Origin of the sequence: Algoriphagus sp. TR-M9, from assembly GCF_027594545.1 — a bacterium.
GTDB lineage: Bacteria > Bacteroidota > Bacteroidia > Cytophagales > Cyclobacteriaceae > Algoriphagus > Algoriphagus halophytocola.
This window is the reverse complement of sequence record NZ_CP115160.1, coordinates 4,621,791-4,639,990: the sequence shown is the minus strand read 5'-3', so window position 1 is coordinate 4,639,990 and position 18,200 is coordinate 4,621,791. Positions and strand designations below refer to the sequence as shown.

At 43.8% G+C, this 18,200-nt stretch carries 19 protein-coding genes; 9 read left to right on the top strand and 10 right to left on the bottom strand.

Features of this window, described 5'->3' with window-relative positions; genetic code table 11:
* Positions 1 to 193 precede the first annotated feature (193 nt).
* Together PBT90_RS19850 and PBT90_RS19845 are read left to right on the top strand one after the other, a co-directional pair.
* On the top strand, positions 194 to 1,630 hold the full coding sequence (locus tag PBT90_RS19850; RefSeq protein WP_264808241.1) for an aldehyde dehydrogenase family protein: 1,437 nt from the start codon (positions 194 to 196) through the stop codon (positions 1,628 to 1,630).
* Positions 1,631 to 1,633: 3 nt separating this feature from the next.
* Positions 1,634 to 2,509: an alpha/beta hydrolase gene (locus PBT90_RS19845; RefSeq protein ID WP_264808240.1), complete on the top strand. Its 876-nt coding sequence runs from the start codon at positions 1,634 to 1,636 to the stop codon at positions 2,507 to 2,509.
* Positions 2,510 to 2,760: 251 nt separating this feature from the next.
* Here the strand turns inward: PBT90_RS19845 and PBT90_RS19840 are convergent, their stop codons facing one another.
* Together PBT90_RS19840 and PBT90_RS19835 are read right to left on the bottom strand one after the other, a co-directional pair.
* A complete protein-coding gene (locus tag PBT90_RS19840) occupies positions 2,761 to 2,994 on the bottom strand; it encodes a hypothetical protein (RefSeq protein WP_264808239.1) in 234 nt (77 codons plus the stop codon).
* Complete coding sequence (locus PBT90_RS19835; protein WP_264808238.1) at positions 2,969 to 3,571, bottom strand: RNA polymerase sigma factor; 603 nt, start codon at positions 3,569 to 3,571, stop codon at positions 2,969 to 2,971. Before PBT90_RS19835 ends, PBT90_RS19840 begins: the two co-directional genes overlap by 26 nt.
* Positions 3,572 to 3,919: 348 nt before the next feature.
* Between PBT90_RS19835 and PBT90_RS19830 the strand changes: the two genes are divergently transcribed.
* Together PBT90_RS19830 and PBT90_RS19825 are read left to right on the top strand one after the other, a co-directional pair.
* Entirely contained in the window at positions 3,920 to 4,264 is a 345-nt protein-coding gene (locus PBT90_RS19830) for a DUF3127 domain-containing protein (RefSeq protein WP_264808237.1), read from the top strand.
* Between the two features lie 12 nt (positions 4,265 to 4,276).
* Positions 4,277 to 4,738, top strand: a complete 462-nt coding sequence (locus tag PBT90_RS19825; RefSeq protein WP_264808236.1) for a hypothetical protein — start codon at positions 4,277 to 4,279, stop codon at positions 4,736 to 4,738.
* Here PBT90_RS19825 and PBT90_RS19820 read toward each other — a convergent pair.
* From PBT90_RS19820 to PBT90_RS19805, 4 genes are all read right to left on the bottom strand, one after another.
* Positions 4,735 to 4,884 carry a hypothetical protein gene (locus PBT90_RS19820; RefSeq protein WP_264808235.1) on the bottom strand — a complete coding sequence of 50 codons (150 nt, stop codon included), beginning with the start codon at positions 4,882 to 4,884 and terminating at the stop codon, positions 4,735 to 4,737. The genes PBT90_RS19825 and PBT90_RS19820 overlap by 4 nt on opposite strands.
* A gap of 196 nt (positions 4,885 to 5,080) precedes the next feature.
* Positions 5,081 to 5,596: a 5-(carboxyamino)imidazole ribonucleotide mutase gene (purE, locus tag PBT90_RS19815; RefSeq protein WP_264808234.1), complete on the bottom strand. Its 516-nt coding sequence runs from the start codon at positions 5,594 to 5,596 to the stop codon at positions 5,081 to 5,083.
* Entirely contained in the window at positions 5,593 to 6,738 is a 1,146-nt protein-coding gene (locus PBT90_RS19810) for a 5-(carboxyamino)imidazole ribonucleotide synthase (RefSeq protein WP_264808233.1), read from the bottom strand. The genes purE and PBT90_RS19810 overlap by 4 nt, the downstream gene beginning before the upstream one ends.
* Before the next feature lie 46 nt (positions 6,739 to 6,784).
* Positions 6,785 to 8,554, bottom strand: coding sequence for a MutS-related protein (locus PBT90_RS19805; protein WP_264808232.1), 1,770 nt, complete (start codon positions 8,552 to 8,554; stop codon positions 6,785 to 6,787).
* Between the two features lie 110 nt (positions 8,555 to 8,664).
* Between PBT90_RS19805 and PBT90_RS19800 the strand changes: the two genes are divergently transcribed.
* The 3 genes from PBT90_RS19800 to PBT90_RS19790 all read left to right on the top strand — a co-directional run bounded on the left by PBT90_RS19800 (position 8,665) and on the right by PBT90_RS19790 (position 10,517).
* Positions 8,665 to 8,838, top strand: a complete 174-nt coding sequence (locus PBT90_RS19800) for a hypothetical protein (protein ID WP_264808231.1) — start codon at positions 8,665 to 8,667, stop codon at positions 8,836 to 8,838.
* Positions 8,839 to 8,961: 123 nt separating this feature from the next.
* Positions 8,962 to 9,786 carry a hypothetical protein gene (locus PBT90_RS19795; RefSeq protein ID WP_264808230.1) on the top strand — a complete coding sequence of 275 codons (825 nt, stop codon included), beginning with the start codon at positions 8,962 to 8,964 and terminating at the stop codon, positions 9,784 to 9,786.
* Between the two features lie 53 nt (positions 9,787 to 9,839).
* Positions 9,840 to 10,517 carry a nitroreductase family protein gene (locus tag PBT90_RS19790; RefSeq protein WP_264808229.1) on the top strand — a complete coding sequence of 226 codons (678 nt, stop codon included), beginning with the start codon at positions 9,840 to 9,842 and terminating at the stop codon, positions 10,515 to 10,517.
* Between the two features lie 57 nt (positions 10,518 to 10,574).
* Here the strand turns inward: PBT90_RS19790 and PBT90_RS19785 are convergent, their stop codons facing one another.
* The 3 genes from PBT90_RS19785 to PBT90_RS19775 are packed head-to-tail and all read right to left on the bottom strand — an operon-like array spanning position 10,575 to position 13,236.
* The gene (locus tag PBT90_RS19785; protein WP_264808228.1) at positions 10,575 to 11,429 is read right to left on the bottom strand and encodes a mechanosensitive ion channel family protein; all 855 of its coding nucleotides are present in this window, start codon (positions 11,427 to 11,429) and stop codon (positions 10,575 to 10,577) included.
* Positions 11,430 to 11,431: 2 nt separating this feature from the next.
* The gene (locus tag PBT90_RS19780; protein ID WP_264808227.1) at positions 11,432 to 12,160 is read right to left on the bottom strand and encodes a methyltransferase domain-containing protein; all 729 of its coding nucleotides are present in this window, start codon (positions 12,158 to 12,160) and stop codon (positions 11,432 to 11,434) included.
* A complete protein-coding gene (locus tag PBT90_RS19775; protein WP_264808226.1) occupies positions 12,157 to 13,236 on the bottom strand; it encodes a type III polyketide synthase in 1,080 nt (359 codons plus the stop codon). Before PBT90_RS19775 ends, PBT90_RS19780 begins: the two co-directional genes overlap by 4 nt.
* Positions 13,237 to 13,398: 162 nt before the next feature.
* Here PBT90_RS19775 and PBT90_RS19770 point away from each other — a divergent pair, with 162 nt between their 5' ends.
* A complete protein-coding gene (locus PBT90_RS19770) occupies positions 13,399 to 14,295 on the top strand; it encodes a UbiA family prenyltransferase (RefSeq protein ID WP_264808225.1) in 897 nt (298 codons plus the stop codon).
* On the opposite strand, the gene PBT90_RS19765 is transcribed toward PBT90_RS19770, so the two are convergent.
* Entirely contained in the window at positions 14,292 to 15,404 is a 1,113-nt protein-coding gene (locus PBT90_RS19765; RefSeq protein ID WP_264808224.1) for an NAD(P)/FAD-dependent oxidoreductase, read from the bottom strand. The two genes, PBT90_RS19770 and PBT90_RS19765, sit on opposite strands and share 4 nt — an antisense overlap.
* A gap of 110 nt (positions 15,405 to 15,514) precedes the next feature.
* Here PBT90_RS19765 and PBT90_RS19760 point away from each other — a divergent pair, with 110 nt between their 5' ends.
* Positions 15,515 to 18,040 carry a zinc-dependent metalloprotease gene (locus PBT90_RS19760; protein ID WP_264808223.1) on the top strand — a complete coding sequence of 842 codons (2,526 nt, stop codon included), beginning with the start codon at positions 15,515 to 15,517 and terminating at the stop codon, positions 18,038 to 18,040.
* The last annotated feature ends 160 nt before the right edge of the window (positions 18,041 to 18,200 follow it).

The window sequence follows — 18,200 nt, the reverse complement described above, 5'->3', positions numbered from 1 at the left end:
ATTTTTTTATACATAATGCAATTTTTTTTATGTAAAAATATTTTTTCACGGGTTAAAAGTCATCTAAAAACTTAATCCAACTGGCCAAAAAGTCACTAAAACCACCAAAAAAATCCCCGAAACTTTGAACCCTCTGGGTCTCAAATCTTTTGTATCTTGACATTCGTATTACCGCATACACCGAAATCACCCAATGGAATCACTTAACAATCAATCAGACTTCGTTCTCACTCCTCAAGCTGCTTTTGAGTCCCAGGCAGAGGTAGCCATGAACTGGAGACTTTCCACCTTCGAGGAAAGGGCCTCCCGTCTGAAAAATATCCGAACTTGGATCAAAGCGAATCAAACTCAAATTCGTGCTGCACTTGCAAATGACTTTGGGAAACCAGCAGCAGAAACCGACTTGAGCGAAGTCTATCCGGTGATTTCCGAAATCAACCACTGCCTCAAAAACCTGGAAAAATGGATGGCTCCGACTTCAGTCAGCACGCCACTTACCATGCTGGGAACCAAAGGCAAGCTTTACTTCGAGCCCAAAGGCAGGTCTCTCATCATAGCACCTTGGAATTACCCTTTTAACCTGGCCATTGAGCCTTTGATATCAGCATTGGCCGCGGGCTGCACGGCTATCATCAAACCTTCAGAATTAACTCCACATACTGCTGCCCTACTGCAAAAAATGATCAGCGAACTGTTTGCCCCCAATGAAGTCGCTGTAATCCAGGGTGAAATAGAAGTCTCCCAAGAACTTCTTAAGTTGCCCTTTGATCATATCTTCTTCACGGGAAGTCCCTCAGTGGGAAAAATAGTCATGCGTGCCGCTGCCGAACATCTCACCTCAGTGACTTTGGAGTTGGGCGGAAAATCCCCCGTGATCATCGACCAAAATGCTGACTTACACGATGCCGCAGAAAAAATCCTCTGGGGCAAATTTGTCAATTGTGGGCAAACATGTATTGCTCCTGACTATATCCTGGCCCATGAGAGCGTACTAGCGGAACTGATGATGGAGCTAAAGCTTGGGCTCCAAAAAATGTACGATACCGAATATAAAGGCATAGAAGAATCAGCAGATTTGGCTAGGATAGTCAACAAGAAACATTTTGACCGCTTAATGGATTACCTTGCCGATGCTGAGCATCGAGGAGCCAGCATTGCATTTGGTGGGAACTCCAATGCTGCTACACATTATATAGAGCCTACTATTCTGACGAATGTAGATGATTCAATGAAAATCATGCAAGAGGAGATTTTTGGTCCTTTGCTTCCCATCCGCACCTTTCAAAAGCTGGACGAAGCGATAGATCACATCAATTCTAAGCCAAAACCTTTAGCGCTGTATTATTTTGGCAATGAAAAGACCAGGCAGCAACTGGTTATCGCCGAGACTTCATCCGGAAACGCTGTCATTAATGATTGTGTGCTCCACTATTCGCATCCCAATCTCCCCTTTGGAGGTGTCAATAACAGTGGAATAGGCAAAGCCCATGGGCATTTTGGCTTTTTGGAGTTTAGCAATCAAAAAGGAGTACTCAAACAGCGTATTGGGATGACAACTATCAGTATGCTTCGTCCGCCGTACGGTTTCAGAACCAAACAATTAATATCTTCACTTATCAAATGGTTTTAGTCCATGAAAATATTCCTGACATTTTTTAGAAATTCTTCTTTCTTGGTTTTTGCTACGCTTATCCTTTTGGCTTGTAGCAGCGAACCTGATGAGAATCCCATAACTGGCTTACCGGAAAAAACAGAACTAAACCTCTCCTACGGTACCACGGGAAACCAACTTTTGGACATTTACCTACCAGCCGGCAGATCCACGGCAAGCACACCTGTAATGATTTATATCCATGGCGGCGCCTGGGTGGAAGGAAGCAAGGAAGAATTTGTCGCTTTCAAAGACTTGATGAGCGCAGTTCTCCCCGATTATGCCTTTGTGGCGATCAATTATAACCTATATAATTTGAATACCGGGGCAAATGGCTTTCCTCAACAGGAAAATGATGTGATAGATGCAGTGACTTTTGTGCTTTCTAAAAGCTCTGAATGGAATATTTCTGACAAAATTGTTTTGGCTGGCGCCAGTGCGGGGGGACATTTGGCCCTGCTTCATGCCTACAAGCATCAGGAAATTGGGGATATACAGGCAGCCATCGCTTTTTTCCCGCCTACAGATTTGACTGCATTATATGAATTCAGCCCCATCACCAAGCTAGGTTTACAAGGCCTGATAGGAGGTACACCAGAAAGCAATCCCGAAGGCTATGTGGATTCAAGCCCAGTAGAATTTGTGGATTCTGAATCTGTCCCTACCCTATTTTTTCATGGGACTGTGGACACGGTGGTGCCCATTTCTCAAAGTGAAATTTTAGCGGATGCGCTGGAGTCTGCCGGAGTTGCGCATCAGTTTACCATTGTTCCCAATGAGGGGCATGGATTTCAGGACTCTACCTATCCTCCCTTATTTCAGGAGGCGGCGACTTTTATAAATAGTGTGATACAGTAATTTGAATCTAAGGAAACCTACCTGTATCCTAATTTCCTTTGTTGTCTAGGAGGAGAAAACGAAGTAGGCCTCTCCTGCCTGATTTTGCTTTGGAAACTTTACTGGTAGAATATCATATCTACATTTCCAGTAAAATTGGCGAGCCAATTCCAATAATATAAAGAGTCAAAACTTTTTGGAGCTTTTCATCAGGAAGCATTGCCAAACTTCCAATAAAAAACCCCGCAAAATAGCGGGGTTGCCGGTTTCTTTTAGACTTTTTCAAGTCCCGTAGACTTTGCGCTCATCTTGATCGCTTTTACTACTTTTTCCGAAGGCTGGAGCTGGACCTGATCCATCTGCTCTATTGTGCTCAGCATCTCTACATATTCTTGCATCAGCGCTTGATCGCTTTGCAAGGCTTGCACTAAGAGTTCTTGCTCTACCTCCGGCATTTCCTGATAGATATATCTGATCAGGTCATTTGGGGTAAATGGTTTTATCATAAGCAAAGTTTATTTGTTTCATTTTCTTCCTCAGGTGGATCAGCGCGTATCGCATTCTCCCCAAAGCCGTGTTAATACTAACTCCTGTTTTATCTGCGATTTCCTGAAAACTCATATCCAGGTAATGCCGCATAATCAAAACTTCCTTTTGAGCCTCTGGCAGTTCCTCTATCAAACGCTTCACCAACTCAATATTTTCTTCTTTTACCTGACGGTCTTCAATATTCTCCTCTGCAAAACGCAAAGAATTGAAAATATTGGTTCCATCCTCCATCATGATGGTAGGATACCTTTTGGCCTTCCTAAAGTGATCTATAGCAAGATTATGCGCTATTCTCATCACCCATGGCTGAAATTTCCCCTCCTCATTGTACTTGTCAGAATTTAGGGTTTTCACCACTTTGACAAATACATCCTGAAGCAAATCCTCAGCAATCTTCCGATCCTTAACGATCAGAAAAATGGTAGTAAACATTTTATTTTGATAGCGATCTACCAAGAGATCAAACGCAGCATTGTTGCCATTCCGATACTGTGCAATTAATTCACTGTCCTTTGGACCTATTCGCTTACTCATTTTAAGTTGGTTTAATATAAACGTAAAGGTCTAGGCCATAGTATCTAGTTAGTGTGAAGAATCTTGAATGACTTTAAAAGTATGCTTTCAATTACATCTCTGCAAAGAAATAGATAGGATTTTATCATGAAATAGATCACAAAACCCATTTCCAAATAAAATTCCGCATATTCAGCAAATGACGGTATAAAATCAGACCCGTCATTTCACTTTCATGCACTTTTCTCCAATGATAATGCCAAAAAATGTTAAACACACAATTTTTCATTAACTTAAATCATTCTTTTCAAATGCAAAATTTCAAGGGCATTGTGTACCTTCGTTTGATAGAAAATCAATGTAACAATAATGGAACTGAGCGGAAAAATTATTCAAAAACTACCCGAAGTAGGTGGAAAATCAAAAAGTGGAAACGAATGGAGAAAGCAGGAATTTATCCTAGAAACTCCCGGGCAATATCCTAAAAAAGTATGCGTGGCACTTTGGGGAGACAAAATAGACCAATTTGCCATCAATAACGGCGAAGATGTCACCCTAAGTGTAGATGTGGAAAGCCGGGAATTCAACGGCAGATGGTACACAGATGTGAAAGCATATAAAGTCGTAAAAAACGGGTCGGAATCAGCTCCTCCACAAATGCCTGAAGTGGACACTTTCCACTCAGAAGGCGAAGAGGATAAGCTTCCATTCTAAAAACAATATATTATGTGGGACGATTTTGATGATGAAGATTCTGATTGGGAGGACGATGAAGAGTATGATCCCAAAAAAGAACACGACAGAGTCTATAAACACCCGGTAATGAAAAAGGCCAAGGAAATCCTTGGCCTTACCCGAGCTTTAGTGGGTAGCCTGGACGAAGCCAGAAGGGAGCTTTACGGCAATATCATGATGGAGGACGCGATGATCATGAGCGCCAAATTTGCCGGTGCAGAATCCATTGCCGACTATGCGCTGAAAATGGAGAAAGCCGTCATTATCAAAGTGCATGCAAAGAGTCTTAATGGCATGACCTATCAGCTGCAAGCTGAAGAAACTCACGCTCAAGAACATCTGGAACTACTCAGGGAGGCGATAGAGGAGTTTAGAATCTTGTTTTTAGAATGGCACCGCGGGTTTAGCAGAGATGAAAGCTATGACGATGGTTGGGGGATTTTTACAGATTAGAGTGTACCGCTACCAAAGCGAAACCCAAAATATGCCCCAAAACCCATCATTACTAAGGTAATTGCGATCAGCATAATCAGCACATGCAAGGGTATCTCCCAGGGTACATCCCCTACTTTAAAACGAATTGGCTTTTTCCAGTTCATAAGTAAAATACTATAATGATAATCCGCCTTCTTTCCAGTAGCGAGAGAAATTATGGGTTCAGGTTTCTTTTTATGTGCTGTGGGCAGTGGACTGTCGTCTGTGGACGATTATCCGCTACTACATAGCCACATTCTTTAACTACTGGCATCATTTCATTTAACCACAAAGCTGATAGCCTGCTGAGACAAGCTCTTGTTATTTTTTAAGGATTTCTTTCCAGCCTTTGGACTCTATTTCAGAGGCTGAAGCCTCTACTTTTTCTTTCAGGGTCTTTTTATAGGCATCCAGCGAAGCCCCTACTTTAGCATCAAAGGAACCCACCATGGAAGCAGCCAAAATCCCGGCATTTTTCCCACCGTTCAGTGCTACAGTAGCCACAGGTATACCTCCCGGCATTTGCAAAATGGAAAGAATACTATCCCAGCCATCTATGGAATTGGAGCTTTTGATAGGCACCCCGATTACCGGCAAACTGGTCATAGAAGCTACCATTCCTGGCAGGTGCGCTGCTCCGCCCGCTCCGGCTACGATTACCTTGATGCCCCTTTCTCTGGCTGAATGCGCATAGTCAATCATGCGTTCCGGCGTACGATGCGCCGAAACTACGGTAAGTTCATAGCCTACACCAAGTTCTTCCAGCATTTGCGCCGCCTCTGCCATGATAGGAAGGTCCGACTGACTTCCCATGATAATTCCTACTTGTGGATTCATGCTTTTGATTTGATTTTAATGAGCTCCTTGATTCGGGTAGCCCGTTCTTTTAACTGATCTATATTTTCATCCAAAATGGTCACATGTCCCATTTTCCGAAAAGGCTTGGTGATTTTTTTGCCATACAGGTGGATATAAACCCCTTCCTCCTTCATCGCTTCTTCCATCCCTTCCACGTAGGCTACACCTTCATGTCCTTCTTCACCCAGTAAGTTGATCATGGCTGCCGGACATCTTAAAGATGGATTACCCAGTGGCCAGTTCATCACCGATCTTAGGTGCTGTTCAAATTGAGAGGTGAAATTGGCCTCAATGGTATGGTGTCCGCTGTTATGAGGGCGAGGCGCTACTTCATTGACCAGTACTTCGCCATCTTTGGTCACAAACATCTCTACGGCCAAAATACCCACCATGCCCAATTTCAAAATGACATCTTTGGCTATTTCCTGAGCCTTCTGCTCTATTTCTGCACTGATTTGAGCTGGCGCAAAAAGGTATTCGACCAGATTTGCTGTAGGGTGAAAAGCGCACTCCACTGCAGGATAAGCGAGCATTTCCCCGGCTTCATTTCTAGCAACTGTCACCGCGATTTCCGTGTCAAAATCAATCAACTTCTCCAATAATCCAGGTGCATCAAAAGCTTTTTCCAAGTCATTCTCTGAGCGCAACACTTGTACTCCTCTTCCATCATAACCTTCTTTTCCCAGTTTATTCACCGCTGGCAGGAAAGCAGAATTGTGGATAACTTCTGCCTTATCAGCTGTCAAAATGAAATCTGCTGTAGGAATATTATGATGCTGGTAGAACTGCTTTTGCTTTCTCTTATCCTTGATCAGATTCAGAATATGGGGTTGTGGAAAAACCTTCTTCCCTTCGCGCTGTAACTTCTCAAGAGCTTCTGTATTAACACTTTCTATCTCCACAGTGATCACATCACAGCCATGTCCAAACGCATAAACTGTATCGAAATCTTTCAAAGATCCCGCAGTAAAACGCTGACAAAGATCCTTACAGGGAGCATTTGGATCCGGATCCAAAATGTGGATATCCTGGTTGTAGTTCACTGCCGACTGGATCAGCATTCTGCCCAGCTGGCCACCGCCTAGTACGCCGAGGATGGGGGATTGGGGTTTTATTGCCATAATTTAAAACAAATTCAAAATTAGGATTTTCATGTTTATGGTAAAATTACTTTTCATGCTGGAAACGAATCCCCATCAGCTCCATTAGCTTGTGTGCATTGAAACTGGGACATGCGCCCGGCTTTATGGTGTAATCAAAGTCAATTTTTTGATCGTGGATTTCAGAGTGAAAACTATAGTTTTTCACCCTATCAATACGCTCTTCCATTCCCGATAGCTCTATATCATGGGTACTGATTATTCCCAAAGACCGAGTAGCATTTACCTGCCTAATCAGCGCTTCAGAACCCGCTATTCTATCCTCCGTATTGGTTCCTTTCAGAATCTCATCGAGTAAAAAGAATATCTTCTCCCCTTTTTCTATTCGATCGATCAGCGTCTTGATCCTGCTCAATTCCGCATAAAAGGAGCTTACACTTTCACCCAGATTATCGGAATTTCTCATGCTGGTGTATAACTGGAAGTTTCCAAAGCCAAACGCTTTCGCATAAGGTTTTAAGCCTAGGTTTACCAACACACAATTGATCCCCAGCGTTCGCATAAAGGTGGTTTTTCCACTCATATTTGCGCCAGTCAAAAGAATTATGCTTTGATTCTGATCCATCTTGAAGTCATTTGCCACAGCTTTGGCAGGCAAAAGCAGCGGATGTGCCAATTCCTCAGCTTTCAATCCATCTTCCACAGCAATCACTTCCCCTTTGCCTCCTACCTCATTTTCAAAAGCCCCCAAAGACACCAAAACCTCCCATTCCACCAATTGGGAAGGGAAATTGGCAACAAGCCCACCGTAATTTGACTTCCAGGAAACCAAGCGGACAAAGAGAAATAAGTCTGTCCAAAAAAACAGGTTTAGCGGAATGTAAAGGATATTGATCCTGTTTTGGATCCAAAGTCCCAAGCTATCCAGCTGGTCAAACAGCTGAGAAGCTTTCCGATGAGCTAATAAAAAGTGTTTTTGATGGGCTATTAAAAGTGAAGAATTGAAACTTTGCGCTTCCAATACAGAAAGCCAATATCTGTAGGTCTTCAGCTGGTTTCTGCTGGGTATCTCCTCGGCGGCGGTTTTCAAGGACTTGAACACCATCCCCAAAAAAAGCATACCTACCAATATCCAAATCCCAAGAAAAGCTCCCGGTATAACTCCCAGATAGGATAAAACAGCCAGTGCCAAGCCTCCAAGCGGCCCAATGTAAGCCAACAAGGGAATAAGGGAATTGCTCTTTTCGGGACTATTCAGCCACTTGATCCAGCCAGCGTTTGCTTTTTCATCACTGTAAAATGCTAAGCCAATACTTTCCATGGCTTGAAGAAATTCCGGTTTGCTAGCCAATTCTGTAGAGGCCTCTCTATACGCTTTGGCTTTTTCCAAATCCAAACTTGACTTCATTCGATCCGCTAGCGCCTGCGCACCCGGGCGGCTCACGGTATGATTGAGAAGCTGGAAAAGAGAGTGCTCCCCAAATAAATCCAGATCATTGGAAAATGGGTGGTTTTTATCCAGAAATTCACTTCCAGACTTTAGTCCTGCCAAGCTCCTAGCCACTCTTTTTTGACGACTGGTCTCTATTTGCTGCAAGCTAAGGTAAATGGCTTCCTGGTCTTTTTGATGATTGTATTTCTTGATCAAAAAAATAAATCCAGCAACCGAAATCCCCAAAGCCACCCCCCAAATCGGAGCGTCAGAAAGTGTGAGCACAAAGCTGCCACCCATGGCCAAAAACACAAAAAGCCTTAATAATGAAAGGGTTCCTGTCCTCGCTTTGCCTTCTTTGAGCTTTTCTTCGAGTGTTGAATTATCGAAATCAAATCCATTCATCCCCAAAGATAGGTATTGAGTGCTGCTTATTGGTGATTTTGGCTTAATCCTTGAATGCAGGGATACTCGAATTTGATATGTGTGCGTTTTAATCTAGAAATCCTTCATCTATGACTGCAAGCAAACCCGATAATAAAGATAAGTCCTACGCTGAGGAAGAAGATCGAGCAATAGCGCAGGGCTCTGGAATGGGGATTTTCCCTGAAGAAATCTCTTTCACCCAAAACATAGGCTGTGCTGGTGGAAAGTCTAAAACTTCCAAGAAAAAGAGGTTTTCTCAATAGTATCGCCAGTCGAAATGTATCCTCAATAACAGGAAATGGACTTCGAATCAGCTCAGGCAGACGCCGGGAAGCCTTTTGAAGCCGCCTCAAGACAAATACTCAACCCCTCAACTAAATATATTTATGAAAGCACTGAAATTTAACCCACTTTACTTATTGCTACTATTGACTTTTGCTAGTAGCTGTGACACATCTGACGACCCTGTACCAGAGCCAGATTTGGCTGTGGTAGAAGAAGACCTAGCCGTAAATGCAGCCCTGGAGGACCTGGACAATATCACCCTTTCTGCCATGAGCAATAGTAGTTTAGGCATGCGAACCGCGGTAGAGATCCCATCCAATAACATCTGCGCAGCAGCTACTATCATCCTGGATGAAGCAAATAAAACCATCAGCATAGACTTCGGAGATGGATGCACCAGCGAAAACGGAACCGTTCGTAAAGGTATCATCAACCTGGCTTACTCCGGAAATGTGCTTTTTCAGGGGGCTACCATAGTTGCTACATTTGAAGATTATGAAGTGAATGGTTTTCAAGTAGAAGGCAAAAGAACCATCACCAATACCGGTGTGGATTTGGACGCCAACTCTATTTCTTTAGAGGTTAAAGTAGAAAACGGAAAGGTAACTTGGCCTGACGGATCTTACGTGACTTACACCAGCTTTCAAAGTAGAGAAATCACCCTCAGTACCCAAGGCTATCAAGCCAGCATAACCGGAACCGCTTCAGGAGTAAGCAGAGAAGGGTTTGAATACAGTACCTCGGTAGTAGAACCCTTGATTTTCCGACAGGACTGCATCGCCACAGGAAATACTTTGGCTAGTTCAGGTGTGTTACAGTTTGATTTTAGAGGTATAGAAGTTTCAATGGATTTTGGCAATGGAGCATGTGATCGGAGTGGAACGGTAGTTTACCCGGGAGGAAGCAAAGAAATCACAATAGATTGATCCTTGATTTGAATCATTCAAAACGGCTATCTTTCGCAGATAGTCGTTTTTTTATGGAAAAGAAAAGAATAGAAGGATTCCCTCACGTCAAATACCATAGGCCCAAGCTCACTGGAAATGAAATGGTTTCCAGAAGTGAGGCTTTCTACCAAGAAATGGAGCAAAGACGTACAGTACGTGAATTTGACTCCACACCCATCCCAGTAGAAGTTCTGGAAAACATCATCAAAACAGCTAATACTGCTCCATCAGGAGCTCATAAGCAGCCTTGGACCTTCTGCTTGATCTCGGATTCCGAACTGAAGACCAAAATCAGAAAAGCTGCGGAAGAGGAAGAAAAAACCAGCTATGCCAGCCGCATGTCTGCTACTTGGAAAGAAGACTTGAAACCATTAGGAACTACCTGGGAAAAGCCTTTTTTGGAGGAAGCTCCCTTTCTCATCGTAGTTTTCAAACAGTCCTATGGAATGAAAAACGGCGAAAAAATCCAACATTATTATGTCAATGAGTCGGTGGGAATTGCCTGCGGAATGCTCCTATCAGCTATACATAAGGCGGGGCTGGTCGCTGTGACCCATACGCCAAGTCCCATGAATTTTCTAAGTAAGCTTTTAAAAAGACCTGCCCATGAAAAGCCCTACCTGCTAATTCCGGTAGGCTATGCCAAAGCAGAAACATACGTACCGGATATACAACGGAAACCCCTAGAAGATATTCTTATCCGTTTTTAAAAAACGAAAAGGTGACCGACTGGCCACCTTTTCCATTTTGTTGACAATTGTTAAGGATTATCCCTCTCCATCTGCTTTTTCTTGAATCTGATGTACCACTCGCTGAGGGAATGGAATCTCGATGCCATGCTTCTCAAACTCCGTGTTGATCGCTTCCATTCCATCGAAATACATCGGCCACATATCGGCAGACTTGGCCCATACACGCACCACTATATCCAGTGAGCTATCGCCAAAATTGCTCAGTGCCACAAATGGAGCAGGATCTTTCAGGGCTCTAGGGTCATTTTCGAAAATGTTCAAGATGATTTCCTTGGCCTGCTTGATATTAGTGCCGTAAGCTACGCCTACTTTCAGTTCGGCTCTTCGGGTTTCCTGCGTACTCATATTGATGATATCAGAATTGGCCAAATTTCCGTTCGGAATGATCACTTCCTGATTGTCAAATGTCATCAAGTGAGTATAAAGCACCTGTACTCTGGCCACAGTACCGGTATGACCTTGGGCCACGATCACATGTCCTACTTTGAAAGGTTTGAAGGCAAGAATCAAAAGTCCTCCGGCAAAATTGGACAGTGAGCCCTGAAGCGCCAAACCTATAGCTAAACCAGCAGCTCCAAATACAGCTAAGAACGAACTGCCCGGAACTCCCAGAATCATCAGCACTCCTACGAATAGGATAAAGTATAGCAGGATCTTAGAGAAACTATTAAGAAATTCATTCAATGAAGGCGTGTCATCTCTTTTTTCCAAAGCTCTCGCGATGGTTTTCAGTACCTTTTTGACAATAGCTCTGCCTATGAAGTAAAAGAGTAATGCCCCTATAATTCTAAATGCCACCTCTGCTGCCAGACTAATTCCGTCAGCATAGAGTGCGTCCATGGTTTCTTGAGAAATTCCGTAATCTTCCATTTTTAATTGATTTTAATTGATGGTTTACTAAAATATATGTTCACTTGCCAGCGAAAAGCCCAGTGCCAGCTTATTTCAAAATTATCAATTTCTGCAGATCTAAGCGTTTTTTCCCAGTCTGATTTAGAAAAACTCCTTAACACAGATAAGGACGCATCATGTTTGACCATCTCAGATTTACTGAATAACCAGGTCAGAAATTTGATGCTGTAAAAAGCAAACCAATGCCTATGAAGGTCATTAATTACAATCCCAAGTCTGGATTTGGCCTTGAGAGATTTCAAAAGTCCGACTAACTCGCTATCGGTAAAATGATGTGTAAAGAGCGTGCAAGTAGATATATCTACTTTTTCTTCGGAGAATTCTTCACTAAAAACATTCTGCACTCTCCAGGTGACTTTGGGCAGGTCAGCTAATCTTTCTCGAGCCAGATCAATGATATTTTTGTTGGCATCGATGCCTATAAAGTTAATATCTTTTTTCTGATCATCCGCCCATTTTTGCATTACTTTGATCATATCTCCCCCTCCACAGCCTATATCCGCAAGGGTATAGCTGTCCTGAGGGTAGCGCTTGCAGATCTTTAGCAGTCCATTGGTAGAGACGTAATTACCGCCTAGCCAGCGGTTTATTGTTTTCAACTCCGCCAAAGTGTGTGACAACTCCGCCCCCGAGCATTCCAGGTCATCCATCAGCTCCTTTTCTTCACTTCGCTGCGCAAATAGACTCATTGCTTGTCCAATAATAAGGTTTCCAATGTCAAGCCCGGACCAAAGCCCATGGCAAGGATTTTTCCCTGTATAGCTGGATCTTCCATCATGCTGTGCAAAACAAAAAGAATAGTACTGGAGGACATATTCCCAAATTTCGACAACACCTCAAGAGCATGTGTATTGGCGGAGTCCGGCAACTGGAAAGCTTCTTTGACCTTTTGCAAAATCTGCTTCCCCCCAGGATGAATCGCAAAATGTTTCAAGGTGGATAATTGATATTTATGCTCAAATTTTTCCAAAAGCTGCTGAATACCTTTGTCCAGCAAAGTAGGAATATACTTACTCAGACGCATCTCAAAGCCAAAATCCCCGATTCCCCAAGCCATATCAGCCTCTCCTTCCCGGAGCACATTGCTTTGGTAAGACTGCATCTTCATACCCTGCTCAGAATTCATCACCAAAGCCGCAGCTGCACCATCTCCAAAAAGGGAATTGGCCAGCACATTATCCTCGCTGTATTCCTTTTGAAAGTGCAAGGTACAAAGCTCTACAGATACCAAGAGCACCTTGGCCTCAGGCTCTGCTAAGACTATTTTATCTGCTAATTTCAAACCCGTAAAAGCGGCATAGCATCCCATGAAATGCACACAGTACCGCTCCACAGAATCCTGCAAGCCCAGGCGCTCCATCAGCTGTAATTCTACTCCAGGAGCCATCATCCCGGTACAGGACACCAAGATCAAATGGGAAACCTCCGAGGTATGGGTTTTAGGTTTTGACAAGCAACTTCTGGCTGCCGTTTCGCACAAATCAGCAGCAGTCTTGCTGAATACATCCATTCGGGCTTTGGTTCCTGGAAAGGGTTCGAAATCTTCACTTTTCGGAAAAAAAGTAAACTCAGAAGATCCAGATTTTTCAAAATCATCCAAGACACTGTATCGAGTATCAATCCCCGATTTGCGGTAAAGAAAACCCAGTTTTCGCGATTCCAGCTCATCCAGCTGATGGGCTTTTTTCATAAAATCTGCGATGCTCGCTTGTGCGATAGGCGCTCCCGGGTTTGCCAGACCTATACTCACTATACTACTTGCCATAAATTGCTTTTTCTAAAAGTGTTCTATATCCCAACCCGAAAGACATTGCAATGTTTTTGCTAAAGATTTTACTCCCCTTAAGTTAAGAGATTAAATATCACTTAGATTAAAGTTACCTTGTATTGCCCCTCACTTAGGGGAATTCTTATCCCCATCTACGCAATGATCAGCAAATCCAGCCTTAAGCACTTACGCATTCCTTTCTCTTTTTTCTTAGTGCCGGTGTTTTTCTTTGCCTTGGCTTTCACCCCTAACCTCAATGAATCCAGGCTGATATGGGTCTTTGTCGCTTTGCACCTCTTTCTATACCCTTCCAGTAATGGCTATAACAGCTATTTTGACAAGGACGAGGAAAGTATAGGAGGATTAAGGCATCCTCCCAAAGTGACTTCTGATCTTTTATGGCTATCCATGAGCCTTTGGGTCATAGCCATAGGTATAGGATGGACTATTAACCTGAGCATTGCCGCGATGATTTTGCTGTACGGCCTAGTGAGCATGGCTTATTCCCATCCCAGGCTTCGAATCAAAAAATACCCCTGGCTGAGCTGGTTTATTGCTGGGCTATTTCAAGGGTATTTCACATTTGCAATTGCCTACGCGGGCGTCAGCAGTTTAGACTATACAGTGCTTTTCAAAGAACATGTAATTATACCCGGATTATTGACCAGCTCCTTGCTTTGGGCATCTTATCCTCTTACGCAGGTTTACCAGCATGGGGAAGATTCCCGCCGCGGTGACCAGACCTTGAGTTTGGTGCTGGGGATTCGCGGGACATTTCTCTTCGCTTCGCTGCTCTTTATTCTGGCGGGTGCGGCATTTGCGTGGTTTTTTTTGGATAGAAACCAAGAGGATGTGCTCTGGATGTTTTTGGCGGCCTTAGCACCTGTGATGATTTACTTTTTGGTTTGGTTCAATTTCATCAGACTCGATGCTGTGAAATATGCCAATTATTCTTGGATGATGGGGATGAATCTGATTTCGGCTATTATGCTGAATGCTTTCTTTATCTATTATTTTTTTGAAAATACCCAGATCCATCAAGCCTTGGGGTATTAGATGACCTTCCCGTGAGTTTGACTGATGATAAGCTTCGCAAAGCCGGGGAAATTGGAGATCAAAGACCGGGCAAAACCAGAGGCACGATGCCCCCCAAAAAGGCGCTGAGAATTTCTCCCCACCCAAAGCCTCCGTTCAAACTTTGCCTTCCAGCCCCTGGCGTACAGGTTTTCTACCTGTTCTCTATCTTTGCCTTGCAGGATCGCCTCGGCGGCGAGCTTCCCGGCGTGTATAGCCATGGCCATTCCGTTGCCACAGAGAGGAGTAATCAATCCTGCTGAATCGCCAGCCATGAGGATATGGTTTTCGACCGGCTTCTTTTTCTCAAAATTGATCTCGTTGATCACTTCTGGCTTTTCCAAAAGAAAATCACTTTCATTAAACAGTTTGTTGAGATGAGGATTTTTCCACAGGATCTCCCGCTCCATTTTGTCAAGTGAGCCAAATTGCCTTAATGCTTCCCTACTTCCCAAATAGCAAAGATTTCCTTTGCCCTCCTCTATGGCATTGAGCCCACAATACCCCCCATCGAAATTATGCAGGGCTACTGCACTGGTGTCAAATTCCGTCCTGATATGATATTTCACCCCTATGTACGGGCTGCGCTTTGCTATAAATGGCCGGTTCAACGTCTTGTCCAGCTTTGACCTCTTCCCAAATGCCCCTATGACAAATTCTGCATAGAATTCCTCTCCACCGCGAAGCCCAACTTTAAAATGGTTTTCGGTAGGGTCAAAAGTGATGGTTTCTGCAGCCGCTCCGGTTTTCGGGCTTACCCCCATTGCTTTAGCCTGCTGAAACAGGTAATCGTCCAAAACATATCGGCTGATTCCAAATCCACCTAGATCCAAGGGAACTTTGGCCATGCTACCTGAAGTATCTGAGAAATGAAAATGAGTCATTCTAGGCAGATCTAGCGCAGTAGGCAGGAGCGCTTCCCTTCTCAGGAAATCTTCCACTTCCTTTGACACATATTCCCCGCATACCCGATGAAAAGGGTAAGTCTTCTTTTCGATCAAGAGAACTTTTTTGCCACTTTTTGCCAGTAAAAATCCAGACACCAAACCGGCCAGTCCACCACCAACTATAATTATTTCATATTTATGCATGACCCTTTGCCTTTGAATGGTTCAATATACCGCTCATCAAAAATGGAAAATCCTTTCCAATCCATTCAAGAAATTCATGGTTTAATTATTTCTTACCCAAATCCATACAAATGAGAAATACCCTACCCAAATTACTGAAGAGACTTACCCTAGTTTTAGCTGTAATGGGCGCTATGATGTATTCTACAGATTCTTTTGCTCAAAAAAAGAAAAAGAAGAATGCTAAAAAAGAGACCTCCGCACCTACGGCAAAGCCTGCTAACGGAAGCAAAGACTCCGGTCCTAAGCCGTACAGTGAAGTCATCACTTCCAAAGCCAAGTCCAAAGATGGCTTGTTCAAGGTGCACCAGATCGAAAACAAGTATTACTATGAAATCCCTGATTCCCTGCTGAACAGGGACATGCTCATGGTCACCACCATCGCCAAAACTGCCGACGGAATAGGCTACGGTGGAGAACGCACCAACACACTGATGATGAAATGGGAGAAATATAACGATGAAATCCATCTGAAAATCTCCTCCGTAAACAACTACGCAGCAGACTCTCTGCCAATTGCCCTGGCTGTGAAAAACTCCAACTTGGAGCCTTTGCTGCAGAAGTTTGACATCAAATCTAACCAAACAGATTCTACCGGAATCGTGATTGAGGTGACCGACCTTTTTGCGAAGGACGTGCAGGCCATCGGCTTACCAAAGAGACAACGCACGCAATACAAAGTCACCCGTCTGGATACAGACAGATCGTACATCGACCATATCCACACCTACCCGATCAATATCGAAGCTAGATACGTAATGACTTATCTGGCTAATGACCCTCCTTCTAACAGCTCCACTGGATCTATTACATTGGAGATGAACTCTTCCATGCTTTTACTGCCAAAGGAACCAATGAAGCAAAGACTCAGCGATCAGCGCGTAGGCTGGTTCAGCAGATCTATAGTGGATTATGGCTCTGACGCTCAGAAGGCAGAACGAAGATCCTTCCTGGACAGATGGAGACTGGAAGTGAAAGACGAGGATATAGAAAAATTCAAAGCTGGAGAGCTCGTAGAGCCGAAAAAACAGATCGTTTACTACATCGATCCTGCCACCCCTAAGCAGTGGGTACCCTACCTGATCGCCGGAGTGGAAGATTGGCAAGCGGCTTTTGAGGAAGCTGGTTTCAAAAATGCCATTGTGGCGAAGCTAGCTCCTACACCTGAGGAAGACCCAGACTGGAGTCCAGAAGATGCCCGTTATTCCGTAATCAGATATTTCGCTTCTGATATCCAAAATGCCTATGGCCCTCACGTGTCTGATCCACGATCAGGAGAAATCCTGGAATCTGATATAGGATGGTATCATAACGTGATGAACCTACTGAGAAACTGGTTCTTTATCCAAACTGCCGCGATCAATCCTGACGCTAGAAGTGTACAGTTCAAAGATGAAGTAATGGGTAGACTGGTCAGATTTGTTTCATCTCACGAGGTGGGACACACACTTGGACTACCGCATAACTTTGCCTCTTCTCACGCTTACCCAGTGGAAAAACTGAGAGATGCTGCTTTCACTAAAGAAATGGGAACTGCTCCATCCATTATGGATTATGCACGATTCAATTACATCGCACAGCCAGGCGATGAAGGTGTGAGTCTGATGCCAAATATAGGCCCTTACGATAAGTATGCCGTGGCTTGGGGCTACAGACCCATCCTAGATGCTGAAACTCCTGAAGATGAGTTAATGACCTTGGATCAGTGGATCATGGAAAAGCAAGATGATCCTGTATATAGATATGGGCGTCAAGGAAATAGCTACGATCCTACCGCTCAAAGTGAAGACCTGGGCGACAACTCCATGAAAGCCTCTGAGTATGGTATCGCTAACTTAAAGAGAATTGTTCCAAACCTGATGGAGTGGACCGCTGAAGAAGATAAACCCTTTAAGAACTATGATGACCTAGATGAAATGTACGGTCAAGTAGTCACCCAGTTTAACCGATACATGGGGCATGTAAAAACCAATGTAGGTGGTGTAGCTGAGGTTTATAGAGCATCTGGACAGGAGGAGCCGGTTTATACCCATACTGCCAAGGACATCCAGAAATCTGCCATTGCCTTTTTAAATGCAGAATTATTTACCACTCCGGAGTGGCTGATGCAAGATGAAATTTTTGCCAGAACGCAGGATTTCGGAGCACTGGAAAGAATCAGAAGCGTACAAGCCAACACGCTGAACGCCGTGCTGGACATGGGAAGATTAGGCCGAGTGATTGAAAATGAAGCACTGAACGGTGACGAGGCTTACAAAATCACCGAGCTATTTGATGACCTGAGAAAAGGCATCTGGTCAGAGCTTCCTTCTGGCAAGACCATAGATGTTCACAGAAGAGCCCTGCAAAGAGCCCATATCGAGCGTTTAGAATACTTGATGACCAATGATGGTCCAAACATCCCTTCTGCATTGAGAAGGTATTACGGTACCCCGATCAATGCCTCCCAGTCTGACATCAGACCTATGGCTAGAGGAGAACTGAAAATCCTTCAAAAAGACATCAAATCAGCTATTGCCAGGACTTCCGATAGAATGTCAAAGCTTCATCTGGAAGATGCTTTAGAGCGGATCAATGCCATACTAGATCCTAAATAAACAAAGGGGATTATTTATTTTGAAAATGGGTGTCAGCTTGGCACCCATTTTTTTTGGTTAATCAACAACCTGCTATTCGGTATTTATGATTATACGCAATAATGCCAGTAGTTAAAGAATGCGGCTGGATAGTAGCAGATAATCGTCCACCAACGACAGT

Excerpts from the sequence above, each read along its gene's own strand:
- PBT90_RS19850 (WP_264808241.1), top strand. The coding sequence starts at position 194 with ATGGAATCACTTAACAATCAATCAGACTTCGTTCTCACTCCTCAAGCT.
- PBT90_RS19775 (WP_264808226.1), bottom strand. The coding sequence starts at position 13,236 with ATGGCAAGTAGTATAGTGAGTATAGGTCTGGCAAACCCGGGAGCGCCT.
- PBT90_RS19795 (WP_264808230.1), top strand. The coding sequence starts at position 8,962 with ATGAAAGCACTGAAATTTAACCCACTTTACTTATTGCTACTATTGACT.
- PBT90_RS19800 (WP_264808231.1), top strand. The coding sequence starts at position 8,665 with ATGACTGCAAGCAAACCCGATAATAAAGATAAGTCCTACGCTGAGGAA.
- PBT90_RS19830 (WP_264808237.1), top strand. The coding sequence starts at position 3,920 with ATGGAACTGAGCGGAAAAATTATTCAAAAACTACCCGAAGTAGGTGGA.
- PBT90_RS19780 (WP_264808227.1), bottom strand. The coding sequence starts at position 12,160 with ATGAGTCTATTTGCGCAGCGAAGTGAAGAAAAGGAGCTGATGGATGAC.
- PBT90_RS19840 (WP_264808239.1), bottom strand. The coding sequence starts at position 2,994 with ATGATAAAACCATTTACCCCAAATGACCTGATCAGATATATCTATCAG.
- PBT90_RS19770 (WP_264808225.1), top strand. The coding sequence starts at position 13,399 with ATGATCAGCAAATCCAGCCTTAAGCACTTACGCATTCCTTTCTCTTTT.
- PBT90_RS19825 (WP_264808236.1), top strand. The coding sequence starts at position 4,277 with ATGTGGGACGATTTTGATGATGAAGATTCTGATTGGGAGGACGATGAA.
- PBT90_RS19790 (WP_264808229.1), top strand. The coding sequence starts at position 9,840 with ATGGAAAAGAAAAGAATAGAAGGATTCCCTCACGTCAAATACCATAGG.
- PBT90_RS19785 (WP_264808228.1), bottom strand. The coding sequence starts at position 11,429 with ATGGAAGATTACGGAATTTCTCAAGAAACCATGGACGCACTCTATGCT.
- PBT90_RS19765 (WP_264808224.1), bottom strand. The coding sequence starts at position 15,404 with ATGCATAAATATGAAATAATTATAGTTGGTGGTGGACTGGCCGGTTTG.
- PBT90_RS19820 (WP_264808235.1), bottom strand. The coding sequence starts at position 4,884 with ATGAACTGGAAAAAGCCAATTCGTTTTAAAGTAGGGGATGTACCCTGG.
- PBT90_RS19845 (WP_264808240.1), top strand. The coding sequence starts at position 1,634 with ATGAAAATATTCCTGACATTTTTTAGAAATTCTTCTTTCTTGGTTTTT.
- PBT90_RS19760 (WP_264808223.1), top strand. The coding sequence starts at position 15,515 with ATGAGAAATACCCTACCCAAATTACTGAAGAGACTTACCCTAGTTTTA.
- purE (WP_264808234.1), bottom strand. The coding sequence starts at position 5,596 with ATGAATCCACAAGTAGGAATTATCATGGGAAGTCAGTCGGACCTTCCT.
- PBT90_RS19805 (WP_264808232.1), bottom strand. The coding sequence starts at position 8,554 with ATGAATGGATTTGATTTCGATAATTCAACACTCGAAGAAAAGCTCAAA.
- PBT90_RS19810 (WP_264808233.1), bottom strand. The coding sequence starts at position 6,738 with ATGGCAATAAAACCCCAATCCCCCATCCTCGGCGTACTAGGCGGTGGC.
- PBT90_RS19835 (WP_264808238.1), bottom strand. The coding sequence starts at position 3,571 with ATGAGTAAGCGAATAGGTCCAAAGGACAGTGAATTAATTGCACAGTAT.